Source organism: Micromonospora sediminimaris (assembly GCF_016863575.1).
Classification (GTDB): Bacteria; Actinomycetota; Actinomycetes; order Mycobacteriales; family Micromonosporaceae; genus Micromonospora; species Micromonospora sediminimaris.
The window spans coordinates 50,946-69,605 of record NZ_BOPD01000023.1 but is presented as its reverse complement, the minus strand read 5'-3'; the positions used below and the strand labels follow the sequence as shown (position 1 = coordinate 69,605).

The window sequence follows — 18,660 nt, the reverse complement described above, 5'->3', positions numbered from 1 at the left end:
GTCGTGACGGTACGTGTGCGCTTCGCCCCTTCCCCGACCGGTATGTTCCACGTCGGCGGTGCCCGCTCGGCACTCCAGAACTGGATCTACGCCAGGCAGCAGGGCGGGGTGTTCGTGCTGCGCATCGAGGACACCGACGCGGCCCGTAACAAGCCGGAGTGGACCGAGGGCATCCTCTCCGCGCTGGACTGGATCGGTATCGAACGGGGCAGTTACGAGGGCCCCTACTTCCAGTCCTCGTACGCCGGTGAGCACCGGGCCGCCGCGCAGCGGCTGTACGAGGCCGGCCGGGCGTACTACTGCGACTGCACCCGGGAGGCGGTGCAGTCCCGCACCGGCAACCAGTACACCGGCTACGACGGCTACTGCCGCGACCGGGCGCTGCCCCCCGGTGAGGGCCGGGCGCTGCGCTTCCGCACCCCGGACGAGGGTGCCACGGTGGTGACCGACCTGATCCGGGGCGAGCCGACCTTCGAGAACAAGCTCATCGAGGACTTCGTCATCGCCCGGGGGGACGGCTCGCCGGTCTTCCTGCTGGCCAACGTGGTGGACGACATGACCATGGGGATCACGCATGTGATCCGAGCCGAGGAGCACCTGCCGAACACCCCGAAACAGCAGCTGCTCTGGGACGCGCTCGGGGTGAAGCCGCCGATCTGGGCGCACGTGCCGGTGGTGGTCAACGAGAAGCGGCAGAAGCTCTCCAAGCGCCGCGACAAGGTCGCCCTGGAGGCGTACCGCGACGAGGGGTACCTCGCCGAGGCCATGCGCAACTATCTGATGCTGCTCGGCTGGGCGCCCTCCGGAGACCGGGAGATCGTGCCCTGGTCGGTCATCGAGGACGAGTTCCGGCTGGCGGAGGTCAACCCGTCCCCCGCGTTCTTCGACGAGAAGAAGCTGCGCGCGTTCAACGGCGAGTACATCCGGGCACTGCCCGTGGCCGAGTTCATCGAGGCGTGCCAGCCCTGGCTGACCGGCACCGGCACCATAGCGCCGCCGCCCTGGCAGCCGGCCGAGTTCGACCCGGCCGTGTTCGCCGCGGTCGCCCCGTTGGCGCAGACCCGGATCGCGGTGCTCAGCGAGATCGTGCCGAACGTCGACTTCCTCTTCGTCGACTCCCCGCTCATCGACGAAGCGGCCTGGACGAAGGCGATGAAGGAGGGGTCGGCGGAGCTGCTCGACGCCGCCATCGCCGCCTTCGAGGCTGTCGATTCGTGGGACGCGGAGACACTCAAGGCAACGCTGGAGACGGTCGGCGCGGAGCGCGGCCTCAAGCTCGGCAAGGCACAGGCGCCGGTACGCGTCGCGGTCACCGGCCGTACCGTCGGCTTGCCGCTGTTCGAGTCGTTGGAGGTGCTCGGTCGCGAGCGCGCGCTGACCCGGATGCGCGCGGCCCGGGTCCGCCTGGTCTGACTGCACCGGCCCTGGCCGAGCGGCCGGGCTGTCAGCGTTCAGCCACGGCGGGCCGCGCGGCGGCGGATCAGCCGGGCCGCGGCCAGGACGGCCAGCAACAGCAGCACCGCGACGGCCGCCCACCACCATCCGCCGCCGGAGGACTCGTCCGACATGGGCATGGGCGTGGCTGCCTCAGGAGTGACAGGCGCCGGGGTACTCGCGGCCGTACCGATCGCCGTCGGATCGGCGGCGGCGGTCGGTTCCGGGGTCGGGTCGGCGGGCGTACCGGTGGTCAGCGTGAACCGCACCTCGCCGGTGATCGGGTGACCGTCGCCGGACACCAGCCGGTAGCCGACGACGTACAGCCCCGCCGCGCCGGGAGTGAACGGCACGCTGACCCGGTTGCCGGAGAAACGCGGCTCTCCACCGGCCGCGTCGACATTGTCCGGCCCGGTGACCGTGACCTTCGTCGTGTCCTCGTCGAGCCGGGCCAGAAAGCGCAGCTCGACGCGCTCCGGCGCCTCGGCCACCCGGGCACCGTCGCGAGGGCTGCTGCCGGTCAACTGGTTGTGTGCGGCAGCCGGCACCGCCGGCATCAGCAACGACACGCCGAACGCCACGCCGAACACCGCTGCCCCGAAACGCGTCAGACGCGCTATCCTGCCCCCCATCATGGCCTCCGCAAAGGTAAAATCCGCCCGCTGCTTCGCGGCTGGTCGTTGGTCGGGTCGCAATCGCAGATAGTTCCAATTAGTGTTCCATCAGCTGCAACCGATCGGCGTTCCGCGGAGTCTTTGAGTGGGTACCTGTCCTGTGGGCACGGTCACCACCGTCGGCCTTCCAACGTGTGTGACCCCTGCAGCACGGCCACCCATCGAACGGGGCGAGGAGGCGGCATGGTCCGACGGATGAGGCGACTGGCCGGGGCGACGGCGGGTGCGGTGGCGGCGTTGCTCCTGTCGCTCACCTCTGCCGAGGTGGCCGGGGCGGCGCCGAAGACGCCACCGGCTGGCGTGGACATCACCGGGCACGGGCTGGCCGAGCCGTTGCGCCTGCGCGCCGACACCCACCCCACGCATGTCGTCGCCGTCATCGAGCAGGTCAATCACAAGGGCCTGGTCCGCCAGTCGGGCGGGCCGAAGAAGGGCGACCTCGGTCCGAAGTACACGGTCCTGGTGCTGGCCGGTGACGCTCCGAAGCAGACCTACGACCTCTACCCGAAGGCGGTCGGCGGGCCGCGCGTCTACCGCCCGGCGAAGCAGCCCGACCGCAAGGTCAGCGCGGCCTGGTACCTCGGACGGGTCAGCATGTCCGAGACGCTGCGCACCGCCGGTGTGCCGCTGGAACGGACCTACGAGGCGGTCAGCGGGGGTGCCGGCGGTGGTGAACGCATCATCCCGGAGGACGCGCTCAACCCCGCGCAGGACATCAACGAGGCGTTCAGCGAGTTGCGCCGCCTGCTCCTGCTGAACGTCGCGGTGGTGCTGGTGATCACCCTCGGGCTCGCCGGGATCGCGCTACTGATCCGCCGCCGTACCCACTGACGCCACCTCCGGCCCGCGAACGCGCCGCAGCAGCCTGGCTGGCTGTACCGCCGCTCAGCACCAACGACCCGGCGGGCGTTCCCGCCGCAGGCTGCGTTGGGCCGGGCGGACCGGACCGTGCCGGTGCGCCCCGGCCCAGCCGGGCAGGTCACTGCGGCACCCGCTGGCCGTCGGGTCGGTCTGCCCGGCCGTGGACGGCTCGACGGTGCGCTGACGGGGCACCGGTGGCTCGCCGCCGCGCTGCCGGGCGGACGCGGGATCGTCCTCAGGGCGCTCCGCCATCCGACCGGCGCCCGGCTCGACCGGATGCGCCAGACCGGGCGGCCTGCGGTGGGGCTTGGCGAGGGCCGGCTGCTCGTGCGGGCCCGGTCGGCACGGCTCCCCCTGGGCACAGCCGTGGTCGGCCTCCCCGTACGCCATCGGCGTCTCCTCACGCTCGCCCTCACCCGCCGGCGCCCACCCGACGTGCCCTGTCACCGTACTGGCCGGTTCTGACCGGCCGCGCAGCGCGTGCCGGTTCGGCCGTCGGCGGCACCGGTGTCGACGCCTGCCGTCAAGGTCCAGGTCAGCGCATGTCAGGCTAGGCGGGTGAGCGAGTCGGGCAGCACGGACCTGTCAGCCACGCTGCGCCGGATCGAGCGGGCGGCCGGCGCGCTGGCCACCGCGAGCGTGGTCCGGATGGACGAGACCCTGCCCTGGTTCCGGGAACTGCCGGCCGACCAGCGCTCCTGGGTGATGCTGGTGGCCCAGGCCGGCGCCCGCTCCCTGGTCCAGTGGTTGCGCTCCGGCGGCGGGGCCGCCGAGGGCACCCAGGAGGTTTCCGACGAGGTGTTCGCCACCGCGCCGCAGGCCCTGGCCCGCTCGATCACCCTCCAGCAGACCGTCGCCCTGATCAAGGTGACCATCGACGTGGTGGAGGAGCAGGTCAGCGACCTCGCCGCCCCCGGTGAGGAGCCGCAGCTGCGGGAGGCGGTGCTGCGGTACTCCCGGGAGATCGCCTTCGCCGCCGCCCGGGTCTACGCCCGGGCCGCCGAATCGCGCGGTTCCTGGGATGCCCGGTTGCAGGCCCTGCTGGTGGACGCGCTGCTGCGCGGCGACTCACCGGACGTGCTGGCCAGCCGCGCCGCCGCGCTCGGCTGGACGGACGCGCCACCGGTGGCGGTGGCGGTCGGCCCCTCCCCCGGCGGCGAGGTCGCCGCGGTCCTGCACACCGTCTACCGACAGGCCCGACGGATCGGGGTCGAGGTGATCGGCGGCGTGCACGGCGACCGCCTGGTGATCGTGCTCGGCGGGGCGGCCGACCCGGTCGCGGCGACCGGCAAGCTGCTCACCGCCTTCGGCGAGGGACCGGTGGTGGTCGGTCCGGCGGTGCCGAGCCTGGACGAGGCGACCGAGTCGGCCCGGGCGGCGTTGGCCGGTTACCGGGCCGCCCCGGCGTGGCCGGCGGCGCCACGTCCGGTGCACGCCGGTGACCTGCTGCCCGAGCGGGCCCTGGCGGGCGACGCCGAGGCCCGTCGGCGGCTGCGCCATGACGTGTACGCGGTGCTGGTCCGCGCGGGCGGTGAGCTGCTGGAGACGTTGGACGCCTTCTTCGCCGCCGGTGGCACGCTGGAGAGCGCCGCCCGGGCGCTGTACGTGCACCCGAACACGGTGCGTTACCGGCTGCGGCGGATCTCCGAGGTGACCGGCTTCAGCCCCCTGGCGCCCCGGGACGCCTTCGCGCTGCGGGTCGCGCTGACGGTCGGCCGGCTGGATCCGGTGGTACCTACCCAGACATTGGCCCCACCAGTCAGTAAAAGATCACAGCATGGTGATGACCAGCGTCAGTCTTTGTAGGATCCCTCCAACTGACCTAGTGCGGTTTGGTGCCAGCCGGCACAGCGCAACCCATGGGTATCCAGGAGAGTCATAGACGTGCTCGCCGTACTCTGCCCCGGCCAGGGTTCCCAGAAACCCGGCTTTCTGACCCCCTGGCTCGACCTCCCCGACGCCGAGGCTCGACTGCGCTCGTGGTCCGAGCTGGCCGGCGTCGACCTGGTGCACCTGGGCACCACCGCCGACGCCGACGAGATCCGGGACACCGCGCGCACCCAGCCGCTGCTGGTCGCCGCCGCGCTGCTCGCCGCCGAGCAGCTGCCGATGCGCCAGGTAGCGGTGACCGCCGGGCACAGTGTCGGTGAACTCGGCGCGGCGGCGCTGGCCGGGGCGCTACCGGCGACGGACGCGATCACCCTCGCCGGCGTACGCGGCCGGGAGATGGCCGCCGCCTGCGCGCTGGAACCGACCGGCATGGCCGCCATGCTCGGCGGCGACCCGGACGAGGTGACCGCCGCGATAAGTGCGCACGGGCTGTCAGCCGCCAACCGCAACGGCAAGGGCCAGGTCGTCGCCGCCGGCGCGCTCGACGGGCTGGAGAAGCTGGCCGCCGAGCCCCCGGAACGGGTCCGGGTCGTCCGGTTGCAGGTGGCCGGCGCGTTCCACACCCCGTACATGGCTCCGGCGGAAGCGGCGCTGGCCACCGTCGCCGCCGGGATCACCCCGAGCGATCCGGACCGCATCCTGCTGTCCAACCTCGACGGGACGGCGGTCGACAACGGCCGGGAGTTGCTCGAACGGCTGGTCCGCCAGGTCACCGCCCCGGTCCGCTGGGACCTCTGCATGGCCACCCTCGCCGCCCTCGGCGTGACCGGCGTGATCGAGCTGCCGCCCGCCGGCACGCTCGCCGGCCTGGTCAAGCGCGAGCTTGCCGGTGCCGGTGCACCGGAGATCGTCACCTTGAAGACCCCGGACGACCTGCCCGCCGCCCGGGAGCTCATCGCCCGGCACGGCACGACGGCCGGCGGTTCGGTAAACGAACACACTTCGCTCACGTCTCGCGACCATGCTGGGGAGGCCTCGTCATGACGGGCAGCCGGATCCTGTCCCTCGGGCACTACCAGCCGTCCCGGGTGGTGACCAACGACGAGATCGCTCAACTGGTGGAAACCAGCGACGAGTGGATCCGCGACCGGGTAGGCATCGCGACCCGCCGGATCGCCGGTGACGAGACGGTCGCCGACATGGCCGCAGCCGCAGCCGACAAGGCGCTGGCGAACTCCGGCCTGACCGCTGCCGACATCGACCTGGTGGTGGTCGCCACCTGCACCTCGATCGACCGCAGCCCGAACGTGGCCTGCCGGGTGGCCGCCAAGCTGGGGATCAACGTCCCGGGGGCGTTCGACGTGAACACCGCCTGCTCCGGCTTCGCGTACGCGCTGGGCACGGTCGACCACGCGATCCGCGCCGGCGCGTCCCGCAACGCCCTGGTGATCGGCGCGGAGAAGCTGTCCGACTTCACCGACTGGACCGACCGCTCCACCTGCATCATCTTCGGTGACGGCGCGGGCGCGGCCGTGGTCACCGCTGCCGCCGAGGACGAGCCGGCGGGCGTCGGTCCGGTGGTCTGGGGCTCGGTGCCGGAGCGCGGCGACGCGGTACGCATCGAGGGTTGGCGGCCGTACGTCGCCCAGGAGGGTCAGACGGTGTTCCGCTGGGCCACCACGGCACTGGCACCGCTCGCCCTACAGGCGTGCGAACGCGCCGGTGTCGACCCGTCGGAGCTGGCCGCCTTCGTCCCGCACCAGGCCAACGCCCGGATCATCGACGGCATCGCGAAGCGGTTGAACATCCCACAGGCGATCATCGCGAAGGACATCGTCGAGTCCGGGAACACCTCCGCGGCCAGCATTCCGCTGGCCCTGTCCAAGCTGGTGGAGCGTCGCGAGGTGCCCTCCGGCGCCCCGGTGCTGCTGTTCGGCTTCGGCGGCGGCCTGACCTACGCCGGTCAGGTCGTCCGCTGCCCCTGATACCCCCACGGCGCGCAGCGCCGAGGAGCGACGGGTGGCGTCGCCGCCCGTCGAGAGAACCCGATGAGAGGAACCCACCGCAATGACCCGTGACGAGATCACCGCCGGCCTCGCCGAGATCCTCGAAGAGGTTGCCGGGGTGAACCCGGACGACGTGGCCGAGGGGAAGTCCTTCACCGACGACCTGGACGTCGACTCGCTCTCCATGGTGGAGGTCGTGGTAGCCGCCGAGGAGAAGTTCGGCGTCAAGATCCCTGACAACGAGGTGCAGAACCTCAAGACCGTCGGGGACGCCGTGAGCTACATCGAGGCGCAGTCCTGATCATGAGTCGCATCGACGTCGTCGTCACCGGGCTCGGCGCGACCACCCCGCTGGGCGGGGACGTCGCGTCGACCTGGGACGCCATGCTCGCCGGCCGCTCCGGGGTGAGTTCGCTCGCCCAGGAGTGGGCCGCGCAACTGCCGGTCCGGATCGCCGCCCAGCTCGCGGTCGATCCGGCTGGCCTGCTGGACCGGGTGAAGCTGCGCCGGTTGGACCGTTCCGAGGCGATCGCGCTTATCGCCGCCCACCAGGCCTGGTCGGATTCCGGCCTGGCCGACTCCGGGCTCGACCCGGAGCGGCTCGGCGTGAGCGTCGGCTCGGGCATCGGCGGGGCGCTGACCCTGCTCGCCCAGGACGACGTCCTGGAGGCGTCCGGTCCACGGCGGGTCTCCCCGCACACCATCCCGATGCTGATGCCGAACGGCCCGGCCGCCTGGGTCGGCCTGGAGTTGGGTGCCCGCGCGGGCGTGCACTCCGTGGCCAGCGCCTGCGCCACCGGCGCGGAGGCGATCGCGCTCGGTCTGGACATGATCCGTGCCGGCCGCGCCGACGTGGTGGTGGCCGGTGGCACCGAGGCGGTCATCCACCCGCTGCCGATCGCCGGCTTCTCCTCGATGCGGGCGATGTCGACCCGCAACGACGAGCCGGAGCGGGCCTCCCGCCCGTGGGACAAGGGCCGCGACGGCTTCGTACTCGGCGAGGGGGCCGGCGTCGTCGTGCTGGAGCGCGCCGATCACGCCGCCGCCCGAAATGCCCGGGTGTACGCGAGGCTCGCCGGCGCGGGCATCACCTCCGACGGCTTCGACATCGTCCAGCCGCACCCGGAGGGTGCCGGCGCGATCCGGGCGATCGCGAAGGCGATCTCCGACGCGGACGTGGCCAAGTCCGACATCGTCCACGTCAACGCGCACGCCACCTCGACCCCGGTGGGCGACCTGGCGGAGATCACCGCGTTGCGGGCAGCGCTGGGCGACCATCCGGTGCTCACCGCCACCAAGTCCATGTCCGGTCACCTGCTCGGCGCGGCCGGCGCACTGGAGTCGATCGCCACCATCCTGACTATCCGCGACAGCGTGGTGCCGCCGACGATCAACCTGGACGACCCGGACGACGGTCTCACCCTGGAGGTGGCGGCCAACAAGGCCCGGCACATGGACGTGCCCGCCGCGCTGAACAACTCGTTCGGCTTCGGCGGTCACAACGTGGCGCTGGTCTTCACCCGGCCCTGAGCCGGCGCGGGTGTCGGGAAACCCGCCACGACCGCGGTGTTTCCCGGCACTCCCGGACCGGCGAGCAGTGGTCTCTCCGACGACTTGACTTCCACTCGGGACACCGCTTTTGCTGGCTCCCTTGTCGATCACTGACGGGGGTTGGGTACGTGGGACGACGGACGATCGCGGCGGCGCTGACCGTCGGGCTGCTCGCCGGGTGCGGCGGCACCGGGGAGGGTGCCGGCGGCGCGACCGGAGAGCCGTGGCACGACGAGGTGGCCGCCGCCGCACCCGCCGGCACGGTCGGCGCTGGTGCGCCCTGCCCGCTGCCGGTCACCTTCGAGCTGGCCGAGGGCTGGGAGGCGGAGCCGATCGAGACATCGGACCCCACCGACGAGCTGGGTGACGCGGTCGCCGAGGCGCTGACCCGACGCGGCGGTTCGACCGTGCGCTGCGAGGTGGACGGCCGTGCGGTGGTACCGGGCTTCCTGCGGGTCTGGACGGCCGACGGCGCAGGCACCCCGGCCCGGCAGGCGTTGGAGGCGTTCGTCACCGCCGAACCGGAGTCGAGCGGCCAGCAGTACCGCGAGACCCGCGCCGGCGACCTCGACGTGGTGGAGGCAACCTGGCTCAGCCGACGGGCGCTGACCGACTCCGACGTGCGGGAGTGGGCGTTGGCCGTGACGGTGGCCGACCGGACGGTCCTGGTCGAGGCGAGCAGCACCAGCCTCGGTGAGCCGCTCGACGTGCTGCCCGCGTACCGGCTGGCCCGCGACACCCTCGTCGCGGCACCCTGACCCGAAGGGGCGCGGCCCCCGGCCCGGACGGGTCAGTCCGCGCAGGTGGTGGCGGGCAGCCCGGGCACCTTGACCGGGGAACGGCCCGTCGGACGGGTCTCGCCGGCAAGCACGTCGGCCAGCGCGGTCATCGAGGCCCGGCTTGACGAGTAGGTGGCCAGCAGCGTGGCCGACTTCGCTTCGGCCAGCACGTACGGGGTGTCCATGGCCACGGTGACGGCCGCGTCGCTCCGCAGGTCCTTCGCGCCGTCGCCGTAGCCGACCAGATGCACGACGGTGCCACCGCTGGGCACCACCTGCACGCCGGCCGAGGTCAGCGCCTCGGTCAACGCCGCCCGGGTGTGCGCCCGCCCGCCCGACGAGGTGACGGTCACCGGACCACGGACGCCGGTGGTGTCGCACCGGCCGCGCAGCACGGTCACCGCACCGGCGGCCAGTGCGTCGGCCGCCTCGCGATGTGCCGTCGCGCCCAGCGTGGACAACTCCGGTGCGGGTGCGTCGCCCAGGGTGAATTTCATGGTCAGCACGCGGGTGGCCGCCTCGACCAGCCGGCTGCGGGGCAGTGTGCCGTCGCGCAACGCGGTCAGCAGCCCCTCGTACGCCTGGCCGACGTGCGGCGGCATGAGGATCAGGTCGTTGCCGGCCTTCAGCGCCCGCACCGCCGCCTCACCGGGCGGGAAACGACGGGCCGGCGGCATGTTCATCCCGTCGGTGATCACCACGCCCTGGAAGCCGAGTTCCCCGCGCAGCACCTCGGTGAGCAGCTTGTACGAGAAGGTGGCGGCCACGCCCGGGTCGACCGAGCGCACGTCGAGGTGGGCGGACATCACGGCCAGCGCGCCGGCCTCGATGCCGGCGGAGAACGGCGGCCACGCCTCGGTCGCCAGCTTGGCCCGGGACTGCGGGAGCCGGGGCAGGTCCTTGTGCGAGTCGACGGCGCTGTGGCCGTGCCCCGGGAAGTGCTTGAGAGTGGCTGCCACCCCGGCGGTCTGCAACCCGCGTACCGCGCCGCCGACCTGGTCGGCCGCCCGCTGCGGATCCGAGCCGAACGAGCGGGACCCGATGACGGTGCTGCGCTTCACCAGCACGTCGGCCACCGGCGCGAAGTCGACGTTGATGCCCATGGCGGTCAGTTCGGTGCCGGCGGCACGCCAGGCGGCCTCGGTCAGGTCCGGGTCATCGGCGGCACCGGCACCGAGCGCGCTGGGCAGCATGGTGACCCCATCGGTGATCCGAGTGACCACCCCGTACTCCTGGTCGGTGCCGATCAGGAAGGGCGCCGCGCCGGCGGGCAGCCGCCCGGCGGCCTCGCGCAGCCCGGTGGTGAGCCTGCGGACCTGCTTCGGGTTGTCGACGTTTGTCGTCTCCTGGTTGCCCTGGGTGGGGTCGTCCGCGCTGAAGCCCACCAGAATCAGCCCACCCAGGCGGTACTTCTCGACCATTTCGGCGGGCGTGTCCACCCCGGCCAGCGCCCGGTTACCGGCCGCCGAACCGGAAGACACCTTCGTCGCGTGGTCGCCGTACGCGTACGGCATCAGCACCTGGCCGACCAGGTCCTCGTCGGCAAGTTCGGCGACGAGGGCGGCGGCCCGGGTGGCCGGGTCCTCGGGCGGCACGCTCGACGGCGGCGCGGGCTCCGTGACCGGGGTCGAGGCGGGGCCCGCCGAGGGGCGTTGGCCGGCCTCGGAACAGCCGGCGACGAGCAGCGCGGTCACCAGGACGAGCGCGGTGGCGACGCGCCGAGGGGTAGTCGACACGCGGACCATCCCACCAGTTCACCGCGTACCGGGCAACTCGACCGGGGCCCGGGTGGCCGGCCGGACCTGCCTATCCGACCCGGGTGAGCAGGGTCACCGGCGCACCGTCCCCGGCGTGGCGGTACGGCTCCAGTTCGGCGTCCCACGCGGTGCCGAGCGCCTTGTCGAGGGCGTGTGCCAGGGCCTCCGGCGCCCGCGCGCCAGCCATGATGCTGCGCAGCCGGTCCTCGCCGAGCTGGATGTCACCGGCCGCCCCCACGGTCGCCCGGAACAGGCCCCGGCCTGGCACGTGCATGAAGCGCTCGCCGTCGGCCCCGGGACTGGGTTCCTCGGTGACCTCGAAACGGATCATGGGCCACTGCCGGAGGGCAGCGGCCAACTCGGCGCCCGTTCCCGGGCTACCGGACCACCCGCACTCGGCCCGGCGGGCGCCGGGATCGACGGGCTGAGCCGTCCACTGCAGGTTGACCGGCGCGGCGAGGACGCGCGCGATCGCCCACTCGACGTGCGAGCACACGGCGAGCGGGGTCGAGTGGACGTATACGACGCCACGCGTTGGCACGGTGACCTCCCGGAGTGCGAGGTGCGTCTTCCCCTACGACCTCGCCCGATCCGGGCTTGTGGAACACATGATGACTGCTGTGACGGATGGTACGCCAGGGAATCGGAAAATCCGCCGCTCGGAATACCCGGACAGGTGACCGCGGTTCCACCTCGTGACGCCGCGATGACCAGCCGGCATCGTGGGTCGTGTACAGTTCCATCGGCGGCCTGTGCCGCGTAAGCCTCCGCGGGTCTCGCCTCTGACGGCCCCCGCAACAGCCCCCGGACGTTCCGTCCTCCGTACGTCTTGCAAGGAGTACCTCCGTGGCGAGCAACACCTCTAAGACCGCGCGCGCGTCAGTCCGGGCCGGCCAGGCTGGCCAGGGTGGCGCCCTCAGCGTGCTGGGCGAGTTCAAGTACGTGATCCCGCTCAACGGCGGCAAGCACGCCTACGTGCGGAACCTCACCAACGGCAGGACGGCGCACCTGCGCACCGACTCCGAGGCCTTCATCGAGGAGATCCGGGTGCTGGCTGCCGCCGGCCACGCCGCCAAGATCCGGGCCGAGCTCAACGGTCTCAACGCCGCCCACCCGGGTGACGGCTGGGACGCCACCGAGAAGCGCCTGGTCGAGGCCGGCGTCTTCGAGGCCTGATCGGCCGAGGGCGCCGCGCCCGCTGCGTACCACCTGTGAACGCCCGTCGGGTCGCCCCCGACGGGCGTTCGCCGTCTCACGCCCGGTGCGGCGGATCCAGCAGGGCGACCTCGCCGGTGGCGAGGTCGTAGACGGCTCCGGTGACGGCGACCCGGCCGGCGGCCACCGGCGGCGCCAGCCTCGGGTCGGCGCGCAGCGCGGCCACGGTACGGACCACGTGCCGGCGGACCGCGAGGGGCAGCAGGTGCGGTTCGTCCATCCCCACCTCGGTGACGGCCGGCGTGATCCGGTCGACCAGATGGGCCAGCGCGCCGGCCGGACGCCGGCCGGCACGCAGCGACTCGGCGGTCGCCTGCACCGCGCCGCACCGCTCGTGGCCCAGCACCATCACCAGCGCTACGCCCAACACCTCCACCACGTACTCGATCGAACCCAGCACCGCCCGGTCCAGCACGTGCGCCCCGGTGCGGATGACACAGATCGAGCCGAACGTCTGGTCGAAGATCGCCTCCAACGGCACCCGCGAGTCGATGCAGCCCAGCACCACGGCGTACGGCTGCTGGTCGCCGGAGGCGGTCGCGGCCGCTGCGGTCACGTCGTGGCCGTGCACCGGTTGGCCGCTGACGAAGCGCCGGTTACCGGCGAGCAGTTCGGCCAGGGCCGCGCGCGGCGTGCCGCCGCGGGCCTGGCCGGCCAGCGCGGAACCGGCGGGTACTCCCCCCGTGGATGCCATCTCCTCAGCCTGGCCGGGCCGTCGCCCGGACAAAGCCGATCGACGAGATCTTCTCAACAGCCCGGTTGGCGTGTTGTCATGACGGGTAGCCGGTGTTACCACCGGGTATCCCCGGTGTTACGCATCCGTGCGCCGTGGGGAGGTGGCAATGCCGGAGCCGACCGAGGTACGGCTGGGCGACGACGTACGCCTGCACGTGGAGACCACCGGCCCGACCGACGCCGAGGTGACCGCCGTGCTGCTGCACGGCTGGACCCTGGACGGACGCAGTTGGCACCGGCAACTCGCCGCCCTCCGCGAGACGTTCGGCTCGGTCCGGGTGGTCACCTACGACGCGCGTGGGCACGGTCGGTCCAGCTGCATGGCGCTGCCCACGGCCACCCTGGCCCAACTGGGCGACGACCTGGCCGCAGTGCTGGACACGGTGGCGCCCACCGGCCCGGTGGTGCTGGTCGGCCACTCGATGGGCGGCATGACGATCATGGAGTACGCGCACCGCCACCCGGACCACTTCTCCCGACGCACCGCCGGTCTGGTCTTCGTCTCCACCACCGCCGAAGGGCACACCCACACCGTCTACGGCCTTTCTCCCCGGATCGCCCGGATCATCCGGCTGGCCGAAACCACCGGAGCCGGCGTTCTCGCCCGCTGCGGCGCCTGGCGACCGCCCCGGGCCCTGTTGCGCGCGCTCCGACCGAGCATCCGGTGGATGCTGTTCGGGGACAGCTGCGACGCCACGGACATCCGGCTGGTCACCTCGGCGGTGGCCCGCGCCTCGCTGCGGTCGATCGGCGGGTTCCGCGCCTCCATCGGCACCCAGCACCGGCTGGCGACGCTCACCGCGCTGGCTCACCTGCCGGCGGCGGCGCTTGTCGGCGACCGGGACCGGCTCACCCCGCCGCCGTGTGCGCAGTCCATCGCCGCCGCGCTGCCCGCCACCGAGCTGACCGTCTGCCCCGGTGCCGGACACATGTTGATGATGGAGCGTCCCGAGGAGGTCAACGCCGCCCTGGCCGGCGTGTTGCGCCGGGTCCTCGATGACCTCCCGGCCGGGCAGCGCGTCCTCGGCTGACCGCCACCCGCTGCGGCCACGGTGCCCTGCCGCCGGGTCCGTCGCAGGTCGGCGAAGATCCGGGGGAAGCGCCCTGGGACGCGGGGCGTAATCTCGTGCGGTTGGCCGGGCGGCGTCACGAGGAGAGCGAGCGGTGGACCAGAGCACCCTGGATCAGGAGATCGCCGCCGAGCAACGGCATCTCGACCGGGTGTACGCGCGACTGGCCGAGCTGCGCCGATCCGCGGTTCGCGCGGAACGGGAGGGCTACCGGCTGGCCCGGGTCGGCAACTTCGGTGCGCTCGTCGAACGCGACGCGATGGTCTTCCACGCCGCGCAGCGACGCCATGTGCTCGACGCCGAGTACGAGGGGTTGGTCTTCGGCCGACTCGACCTGCGTGACGGGCAGACCCTGTATGTCGGGCGACTCGGTATCCGCGACGAGGACGCCACCACGCTTGTGGTGGACTGGCGGGCCCCGGCTGCCGCCGCCTTCTATCGGGCGACCCCGGCCGAGCCGCTGGGCGTCGTCCGGCGTCGGACGATCCAGTCCAGCGGGGAGCGGGTCACCCGGATCGAGGACGACCTGCTGGACCCGGACGCGGCCCCGCCGGACATGCCGGTGGTCGGCGACGGCGCGCTGCTGGCCACCCTGTCCCGGACCACCGGCCGGGGCATGCGGGACATCGTGGCCACCATCCAGCGCGAGCAGGACGAGGCGATCCGCTCCCCCGGCTCGGGAGTGACCCTCGTTTCCGGCGGCCCGGGCACCGGCAAGACGGCGGTGGCGCTGCATCGCGCGGCGTACCTGCTCTACGCCGACCGCAGCCGGTACGCCGGAGGCGGCATCCTGGTGATCGGTCCCTCCTCGGTCTTCGTCGAGTACATCGCCTCGGTGCTGCCGTCGCTGGGCGAGGACACCGCCACCCTGCGCTCGCTGGGCACCCTGTTTCCCGGGGTGGTGGCCACCCGCACCGACCCGCCCGAGGTGGCGGCGATCAAGGGCTCGCTGCGAATGCGCCGGGTGCTGGAACGGGCGGCCCGGGACGCGGTCCCCGACTCCCCGACCGAGCTGCGCCTGCTGTACCGGGGCACGTTGCTGCGGTTGGAGCAGGCCGAGCTGGACGCCATCCGGGACCGGGCGCTGCCCCGCGGCGCCCGCCGCAACGAGGTGCGTCGGGCCGGCTTCGACGGCGTGCTCGCCGCGCTCTGGGCGCAGGCTCGCCGGCTGGGCATCGCCGGGTTGCCCGAACAGCGTGCCTTCGAGGACGAGCTGATCGACCGGACGGACTTCCGCGAGTTCCTCAAGGCGTGGTGGCCCCGGCTGCATCCGCGGCATGTGCTCGCCTGGTTGGCCGAACCGCAGCGGCTGCGCCGGTACGGCGGGGGCCTGCTCTCCGGTGCCGAGATCCGGCTGCTCGGTGCGGCGTACCGGGAGCTGGCCACGGACGGGCCGACCGTGGCCGACGTCGCGCTGCTGGACGAGTTGGACGCGCTGCTCGGCAAGCCGATGCGTCCCGCCCGCCCGAAACGGGATCCGTTCCAGCTGGCCGGCGGGGTACGTGAGCTGAGCACCCATGCCGACCGGCAGCGGGCTGCCCGTCAGGCCGCCCGGGAACGCCCCGAGGACTACCGCGACTACGCCCACCTGGTGGTCGACGAGTCCCAGGACGTCTCACCGATGCAGTGGCGGATGGTGGGCCGGCGCGGGCGGCTGGCGTCCTGGACGGTGGTGGGTGATCCGGCGCAGACCGCGTGGACGGGAGATCCGCAGGAGTTGGCCCGGGCCCGCGACCAGGCGCTGGGGCGCCGCCGCCGGCACCGGTTCACGCTCACCACGAACTACCGCAACTCGGCGGAGATCTTCGCGGTGGCGGCGGCCGAGATCCGGCGGGCGTACCCGGATCTCGCATTGCCCACCGCGGTCCGTTCCACCGGGATCGATCCACTCCAGCTCGAGGTGCCGGCGCCCGAGCTGGAGACCACCGTCGTGACGGCCGCCAGCGCCCTGCTCGGCGAGGTCGAGGGGACCGTCGGCGTGATCACTCCGGTGCCCCGACGGGACCAGGTCGCGGCCTGGCTGGGGGCGCTGGGCGGGCAGCGGTTGCAGGTGGTGACCAGCCTGGAGGCCAAGGGCATGGAGTACGACGGTGTGGTGCTGGTCGCCCCGGCGGAGATCCGGGCGGAGCCGGGCTCCGGTGTCCGTACCCTCTACGTCGCCCTGTCCCGGGCCACCCAGCGGTTGACCACCGTCGACCCGACCGGTTGAAACCGAGCACGGCGACCCGCCCGACGATTGCACACATAGCGATGTTGGCATAGCTCCGTCCCCGGTCCGGCGGACGACGCAAGGTGTCTGGGTGGGCGCCGGCCATGACCACCACCACGCTGCGGTGTCGAACGCCGCCCACCGCCACTCCGGCCGGCTGTGGGCAGCGTTCGCCCTGCTCAGCGCGCTGATGGTGATCGAGGCAGGCACCGCTCTGCGGACCGGTTCGCTGGCCCTGCTCTCCGACGCCGGGCACATGTTCACCGACGTGTTGGGCATCGGGATGGCCCTCGCGGCCGTGGCCGCCACCCGTCGGGCCGACACGGACCCGCAACGCACCTTCGGGCTCTACCGACTGGAGGTGCTCGCGGCCCTGGCCAACGCCGTACTGCTCTCCGGCGTCGCGGTGTACGTGCTGGTCGAGGCGGTACGCCGAATCGGCGATCCGCCCGAGGTGCTCGCCGGCCCGGTCCTGGTGGTGGCCGCACTCGGCCTGCTCGCCAACGTCGCCGCGTTCGCCCTCCTGCGTCCGGGGGCGCGGGAGAGCATCAACCTGCGCGGGGCGTATCTGGAGGTGCTGGCGGACCTGCTCGGTTCGCTTGGCGTGATCACGGCCGCCCTGCTGATCGCCGTGACCGACTGGTGGTGGGCCGATCCTCTGGTGGCCACCGCGATCGCCACGTTCATCCTGCCCCGGACCTGGCGCCTGGGCCGGGCCGCGGTACGCATCCTGGTCCAGGCCGCTCCGGAACACCTTCAGGTCACCGCGGTGTACGACCGGCTGGCCGCGGTGCCGGGCGTGGCCGGCGTCCACGACCTGCACGTCTGGACGTTGACCTCCGGCATGGAGGTCGCCTCGGCGCACCTCACCGTCAGACCGGGCGCCGACGTCGGCGCCGTGCTGGCGGCGGCCCGCTCGGCGCTGCACGAGGACTTCCAGATCGAGCACGCGACCCTCCAGATCGAGCCGCGGTCGGATCCCGGGCACTGCGGGGCGGCGCAGTGGTGACCGGAAGAATCAGAGAAAAGGGGTTATTGTCCGCTTTTGGTCTGTTCTACTAGTCAACAACTGAACACCAGCAGTAACAGCAGCTGCACCGGTCACATGGGCACCGGTAGGCTCGGACCCGGCCTCCGCCAGGCGGCACCCACAGGTGCCGGCGGCGGCCGCCGCCTAATCGCCCGCCAGGGCGAACCGGGGAACCAGGTTCCTGGGGTGTATCCGCGTCAGCGGTAGGGATCTTCCGTCCCGAACCCGTCAGCTAACCCGGTCGGCGGCTGACGGAAGGAAACGTGCATGCCAGCAGTGGCAACGGTAAGACCGGCCGCCCGTACGGCGGCCCTGATCGCCGCCGCGCTCGCCCTCACTCTCGGCGTCGCGCTGGCCCCCTTCACCCCCGCCGCCGCGGCATCGCCGCCATTGCGGGCGGCTGCCCCGGGCGACGTGGACGACGAGGGCGGCACCCCGGCGCTGCGGGCCCAACTGGAGGCCGCCAGCAAGGGCTACCTCGACGCCAAGACCGCACTCGACCGCTCGGTCAAGCGCCAGAAGAAGCTTGCCGAGCAGCTCAAGACGACCGAGAGTCAGGTCGCCGAGCGGGGCACCAAGGTCGCCGAGATCGCCGCACAGGCGTACCGCACCGGGCGGCTGGGCGCCGCGTCGGCTCTGCTCAACAGCGGTTCACCGGCCGGCTTCATGGACCGGGCGGCAGCGCTGGACGCGGTGGCTGCCAACGAGGATCGCGCGCTGCGTGAGCTCCAGGTGGCCCGGGACGAGGTCAGCGCCACCAAGCAGGCCCTGGACGTGGAGATCCAGGAGCAGCGCAAGCAGGTGGCCGTGATGGCCAAGCGCAAGGACCAGGCCGAGCGGGCGTTGACCGTGGCCATCGAGCGGGACGAGGCGGCCGAACGGGCCCGGGCCGCCGAGCGGGCCGCCCGGTCACCGTCGCGCAGCAGCGGGTCGAGTCCCACCGCCAAGCCCGCTCCCCGCAACTCCGACGGGTCGTGGCCCTCGGAGTCGTGCAGCGTCAACGACCCCACCCCGGCCAACGGCTGCATCACCCCACGCACCCTGCATGCGCTGAAGCAGGCCAAGTCGGCTGGCTTCACCCGGTACGTCTCCTGCTACCGCTCCGGCGGCTCGGGCGAGCACCCGAAGGGTCGGGCCTGCGACTTCGCCGCCCAGAAGAACGGCTTCGGCGGGGACGCGACCGGAGGCGACCGGACCTACGGCAACAACCTGGCGGCGTACTTCGTCAAGAACGCCGACCGGCTCGCGGTGCTCTACGTGATCTGGTACAGGCAGATCTGGCTGCCCAGCAGCGGCTGGAAGTCGTACAGCGGTGCCCGGGGTGACCCGTCCAGCGACCACACCAACCACGTCCACCTGTCGGTGTACTGACTTCCTCTTCGCGCCGGGTGAACTGCTCTTCACGAGCGGTTCACCCGGCGCTGCGTTTCACCGTTGGCCGGCGGGGCACCGTCCCTTCGGCGCGCATCGACGCGCCTCCTTGGTTACCGTCGTACCAGGAAGCGGTAT

18 protein-coding genes and 1 riboswitch are annotated in these 18,660 nt (G+C 72.6%); of the genes, 13 read left to right on the top strand and 5 right to left on the bottom strand.

The window, feature by feature from the left end; translation table 11 throughout:
• The first annotated feature begins 3 nt into the window (after positions 1-3).
• Entirely contained in the window at positions 4-1,413 is a 1,410-nt protein-coding gene (gltX, locus tag Vse01_RS19150) for a glutamate--tRNA ligase (RefSeq protein WP_093401310.1), read from the top strand.
• A gap of 38 nt (positions 1,414-1,451) precedes the next feature.
• Here gltX and Vse01_RS19145 read toward each other — a convergent pair whose 3' ends face one another.
• Positions 1,452-2,015 carry a copper resistance CopC family protein gene (locus Vse01_RS19145; protein ID WP_232510997.1) on the bottom strand — a complete coding sequence of 188 codons (564 nt, stop codon included), beginning with the start codon at positions 2,013-2,015 and terminating at the stop codon, positions 1,452-1,454.
• A 276-nt stretch (positions 2,016-2,291) separates the two neighbouring features.
• Between Vse01_RS19145 and Vse01_RS19140 the strand changes: the two genes are divergently transcribed.
• A complete protein-coding gene (locus Vse01_RS19140) occupies positions 2,292-2,939 on the top strand; it encodes a hypothetical protein (protein WP_093401311.1) in 648 nt (215 codons plus the stop codon).
• Positions 2,940-2,993: 54 nt separating this feature from the next.
• On the opposite strand, the gene Vse01_RS19135 is transcribed toward Vse01_RS19140, so the two are convergent.
• Positions 2,994-3,359, bottom strand: a complete 366-nt coding sequence (locus Vse01_RS19135; RefSeq protein ID WP_093401312.1) for a hypothetical protein — start codon at positions 3,357-3,359, stop codon at positions 2,994-2,996.
• 117 nt (positions 3,360-3,476) lie between these two features.
• Between Vse01_RS19135 and Vse01_RS19130 the strand changes: the two genes are divergently transcribed.
• The 6 genes from Vse01_RS19130 (at position 3,477) to Vse01_RS19105 (ending at position 9,114) form a co-directional block, all read left to right on the top strand.
• Positions 3,477-4,775 (top strand): PucR family transcriptional regulator, encoded by a 1,299-nt coding sequence (locus Vse01_RS19130; protein ID WP_373870685.1) that lies wholly within the window; start codon positions 3,477-3,479, stop codon positions 4,773-4,775.
• A 78-nt stretch (positions 4,776-4,853) separates the two neighbouring features.
• Positions 4,854-5,843: an ACP S-malonyltransferase gene (locus tag Vse01_RS19125; protein WP_093401314.1), complete on the top strand. Its 990-nt coding sequence runs from the start codon at positions 4,854-4,856 to the stop codon at positions 5,841-5,843.
• On the top strand, positions 5,840-6,784 hold the full coding sequence (locus tag Vse01_RS19120; protein ID WP_093401315.1) for a beta-ketoacyl-ACP synthase III: 945 nt from the start codon (positions 5,840-5,842) through the stop codon (positions 6,782-6,784). The genes Vse01_RS19125 and Vse01_RS19120 overlap by 4 nt, the downstream gene beginning before the upstream one ends.
• 82 nt (positions 6,785-6,866) lie before the next feature.
• Positions 6,867-7,106, top strand: a complete 240-nt coding sequence (locus tag Vse01_RS19115; RefSeq protein ID WP_007072348.1) for an acyl carrier protein — start codon at positions 6,867-6,869, stop codon at positions 7,104-7,106.
• 2 nt (positions 7,107-7,108) lie between these two features.
• The gene (gene fabF / locus Vse01_RS19110) at positions 7,109-8,335 is read left to right on the top strand and encodes a beta-ketoacyl-ACP synthase II (RefSeq protein ID WP_093401316.1); all 1,227 of its coding nucleotides are present in this window, start codon (positions 7,109-7,111) and stop codon (positions 8,333-8,335) included.
• A gap of 149 nt (positions 8,336-8,484) precedes the next feature.
• The gene (locus tag Vse01_RS19105; protein WP_093401317.1) at positions 8,485-9,114 is read left to right on the top strand and encodes a lipoprotein; all 630 of its coding nucleotides are present in this window, start codon (positions 8,485-8,487) and stop codon (positions 9,112-9,114) included.
• Between the two features lie 32 nt (positions 9,115-9,146).
• Here Vse01_RS19105 and Vse01_RS19100 read toward each other — a convergent pair whose 3' ends face one another.
• Together Vse01_RS19100 and Vse01_RS19095 are read right to left on the bottom strand one after the other, a co-directional pair.
• Positions 9,147-10,880 carry a glycoside hydrolase family 3 protein gene (locus Vse01_RS19100; RefSeq protein WP_093401318.1) on the bottom strand — a complete coding sequence of 578 codons (1,734 nt, stop codon included), beginning with the start codon at positions 10,878-10,880 and terminating at the stop codon, positions 9,147-9,149.
• 61 nt (positions 10,881-10,941) lie between these two features.
• Positions 10,942-11,433, bottom strand: a complete 492-nt coding sequence (locus Vse01_RS19095) for a DUF3145 domain-containing protein (RefSeq protein WP_093401319.1) — start codon at positions 11,431-11,433, stop codon at positions 10,942-10,944.
• Positions 11,434-11,738: 305 nt separating this feature from the next.
• On the opposite strand from Vse01_RS19095, the gene Vse01_RS19090 reads away from it, so the two are divergent.
• Entirely contained in the window at positions 11,739-12,068 is a 330-nt protein-coding gene (locus Vse01_RS19090; RefSeq protein ID WP_093401320.1) for a hypothetical protein, read from the top strand.
• Between the two features lie 76 nt (positions 12,069-12,144).
• Here the strand turns inward: Vse01_RS19090 and Vse01_RS19085 are convergent, their stop codons facing one another.
• Positions 12,145-12,801: a carbonic anhydrase gene (locus tag Vse01_RS19085; RefSeq protein WP_093401321.1), complete on the bottom strand. Its 657-nt coding sequence runs from the start codon at positions 12,799-12,801 to the stop codon at positions 12,145-12,147.
• A gap of 148 nt (positions 12,802-12,949) precedes the next feature.
• Here Vse01_RS19085 and Vse01_RS19080 point away from each other — a divergent pair, with 148 nt between their 5' ends.
• The 4 genes from Vse01_RS19080 (at position 12,950) to Vse01_RS19065 (ending at position 18,522) form a co-directional block, all read left to right on the top strand.
• The gene (locus Vse01_RS19080) at positions 12,950-13,873 is read left to right on the top strand and encodes an alpha/beta fold hydrolase (RefSeq protein ID WP_093401322.1); all 924 of its coding nucleotides are present in this window, start codon (positions 12,950-12,952) and stop codon (positions 13,871-13,873) included.
• 133 nt (positions 13,874-14,006) lie between these two features.
• Entirely contained in the window at positions 14,007-16,121 is a 2,115-nt protein-coding gene (locus tag Vse01_RS19075) for a HelD family protein (protein ID WP_093401323.1), read from the top strand.
• 91 nt (positions 16,122-16,212) lie between these two features.
• Positions 16,213-17,130, top strand: a complete 918-nt coding sequence (locus Vse01_RS19070; protein ID WP_093401324.1) for a cation diffusion facilitator family transporter — start codon at positions 16,213-16,215, stop codon at positions 17,128-17,130.
• Between the two features lie 152 nt (positions 17,131-17,282).
• Positions 17,283-17,414: riboswitch (cyclic di-AMP (ydaO/yuaA leader) on the top strand.
• Between the two features lie 4 nt (positions 17,415-17,418).
• Positions 17,419-18,522, top strand: coding sequence for a coiled-coil domain-containing protein (locus Vse01_RS19065; RefSeq protein ID WP_093401325.1), 1,104 nt, complete (start codon positions 17,419-17,421; stop codon positions 18,520-18,522).
• Positions 18,523-18,660: the final 138 nt, after the last annotated feature.

Bases quoted from the DNA above. Each gene is read 5' to 3' on its own strand.
- Vse01_RS19100 (WP_093401318.1), bottom strand. From the start codon at position 10,880: ATGGTCCGCGTGTCGACTACCCCTCGGCGCGTCGCCACCGCGCTCGTC.
- Vse01_RS19115 (WP_007072348.1), top strand. From the start codon at position 6,867: ATGACCCGTGACGAGATCACCGCCGGCCTCGCCGAGATCCTCGAAGAG.
- Vse01_RS19120 (WP_093401315.1), top strand. From the start codon at position 5,840: ATGACGGGCAGCCGGATCCTGTCCCTCGGGCACTACCAGCCGTCCCGG.
- Vse01_RS19140 (WP_093401311.1), top strand. From the start codon at position 2,292: ATGGTCCGACGGATGAGGCGACTGGCCGGGGCGACGGCGGGTGCGGTG.
- Vse01_RS19085 (WP_093401321.1), bottom strand. From the start codon at position 12,801: ATGGCATCCACGGGGGGAGTACCCGCCGGTTCCGCGCTGGCCGGCCAG.
- Vse01_RS19080 (WP_093401322.1), top strand. From the start codon at position 12,950: ATGCCGGAGCCGACCGAGGTACGGCTGGGCGACGACGTACGCCTGCAC.
- Vse01_RS19065 (WP_093401325.1), top strand. From the start codon at position 17,419: ATGCCAGCAGTGGCAACGGTAAGACCGGCCGCCCGTACGGCGGCCCTG.
- fabF (WP_093401316.1), top strand. From the start codon at position 7,109: ATGAGTCGCATCGACGTCGTCGTCACCGGGCTCGGCGCGACCACCCCG.
- Vse01_RS19135 (WP_093401312.1), bottom strand. From the start codon at position 3,359: ATGGCGTACGGGGAGGCCGACCACGGCTGTGCCCAGGGGGAGCCGTGC.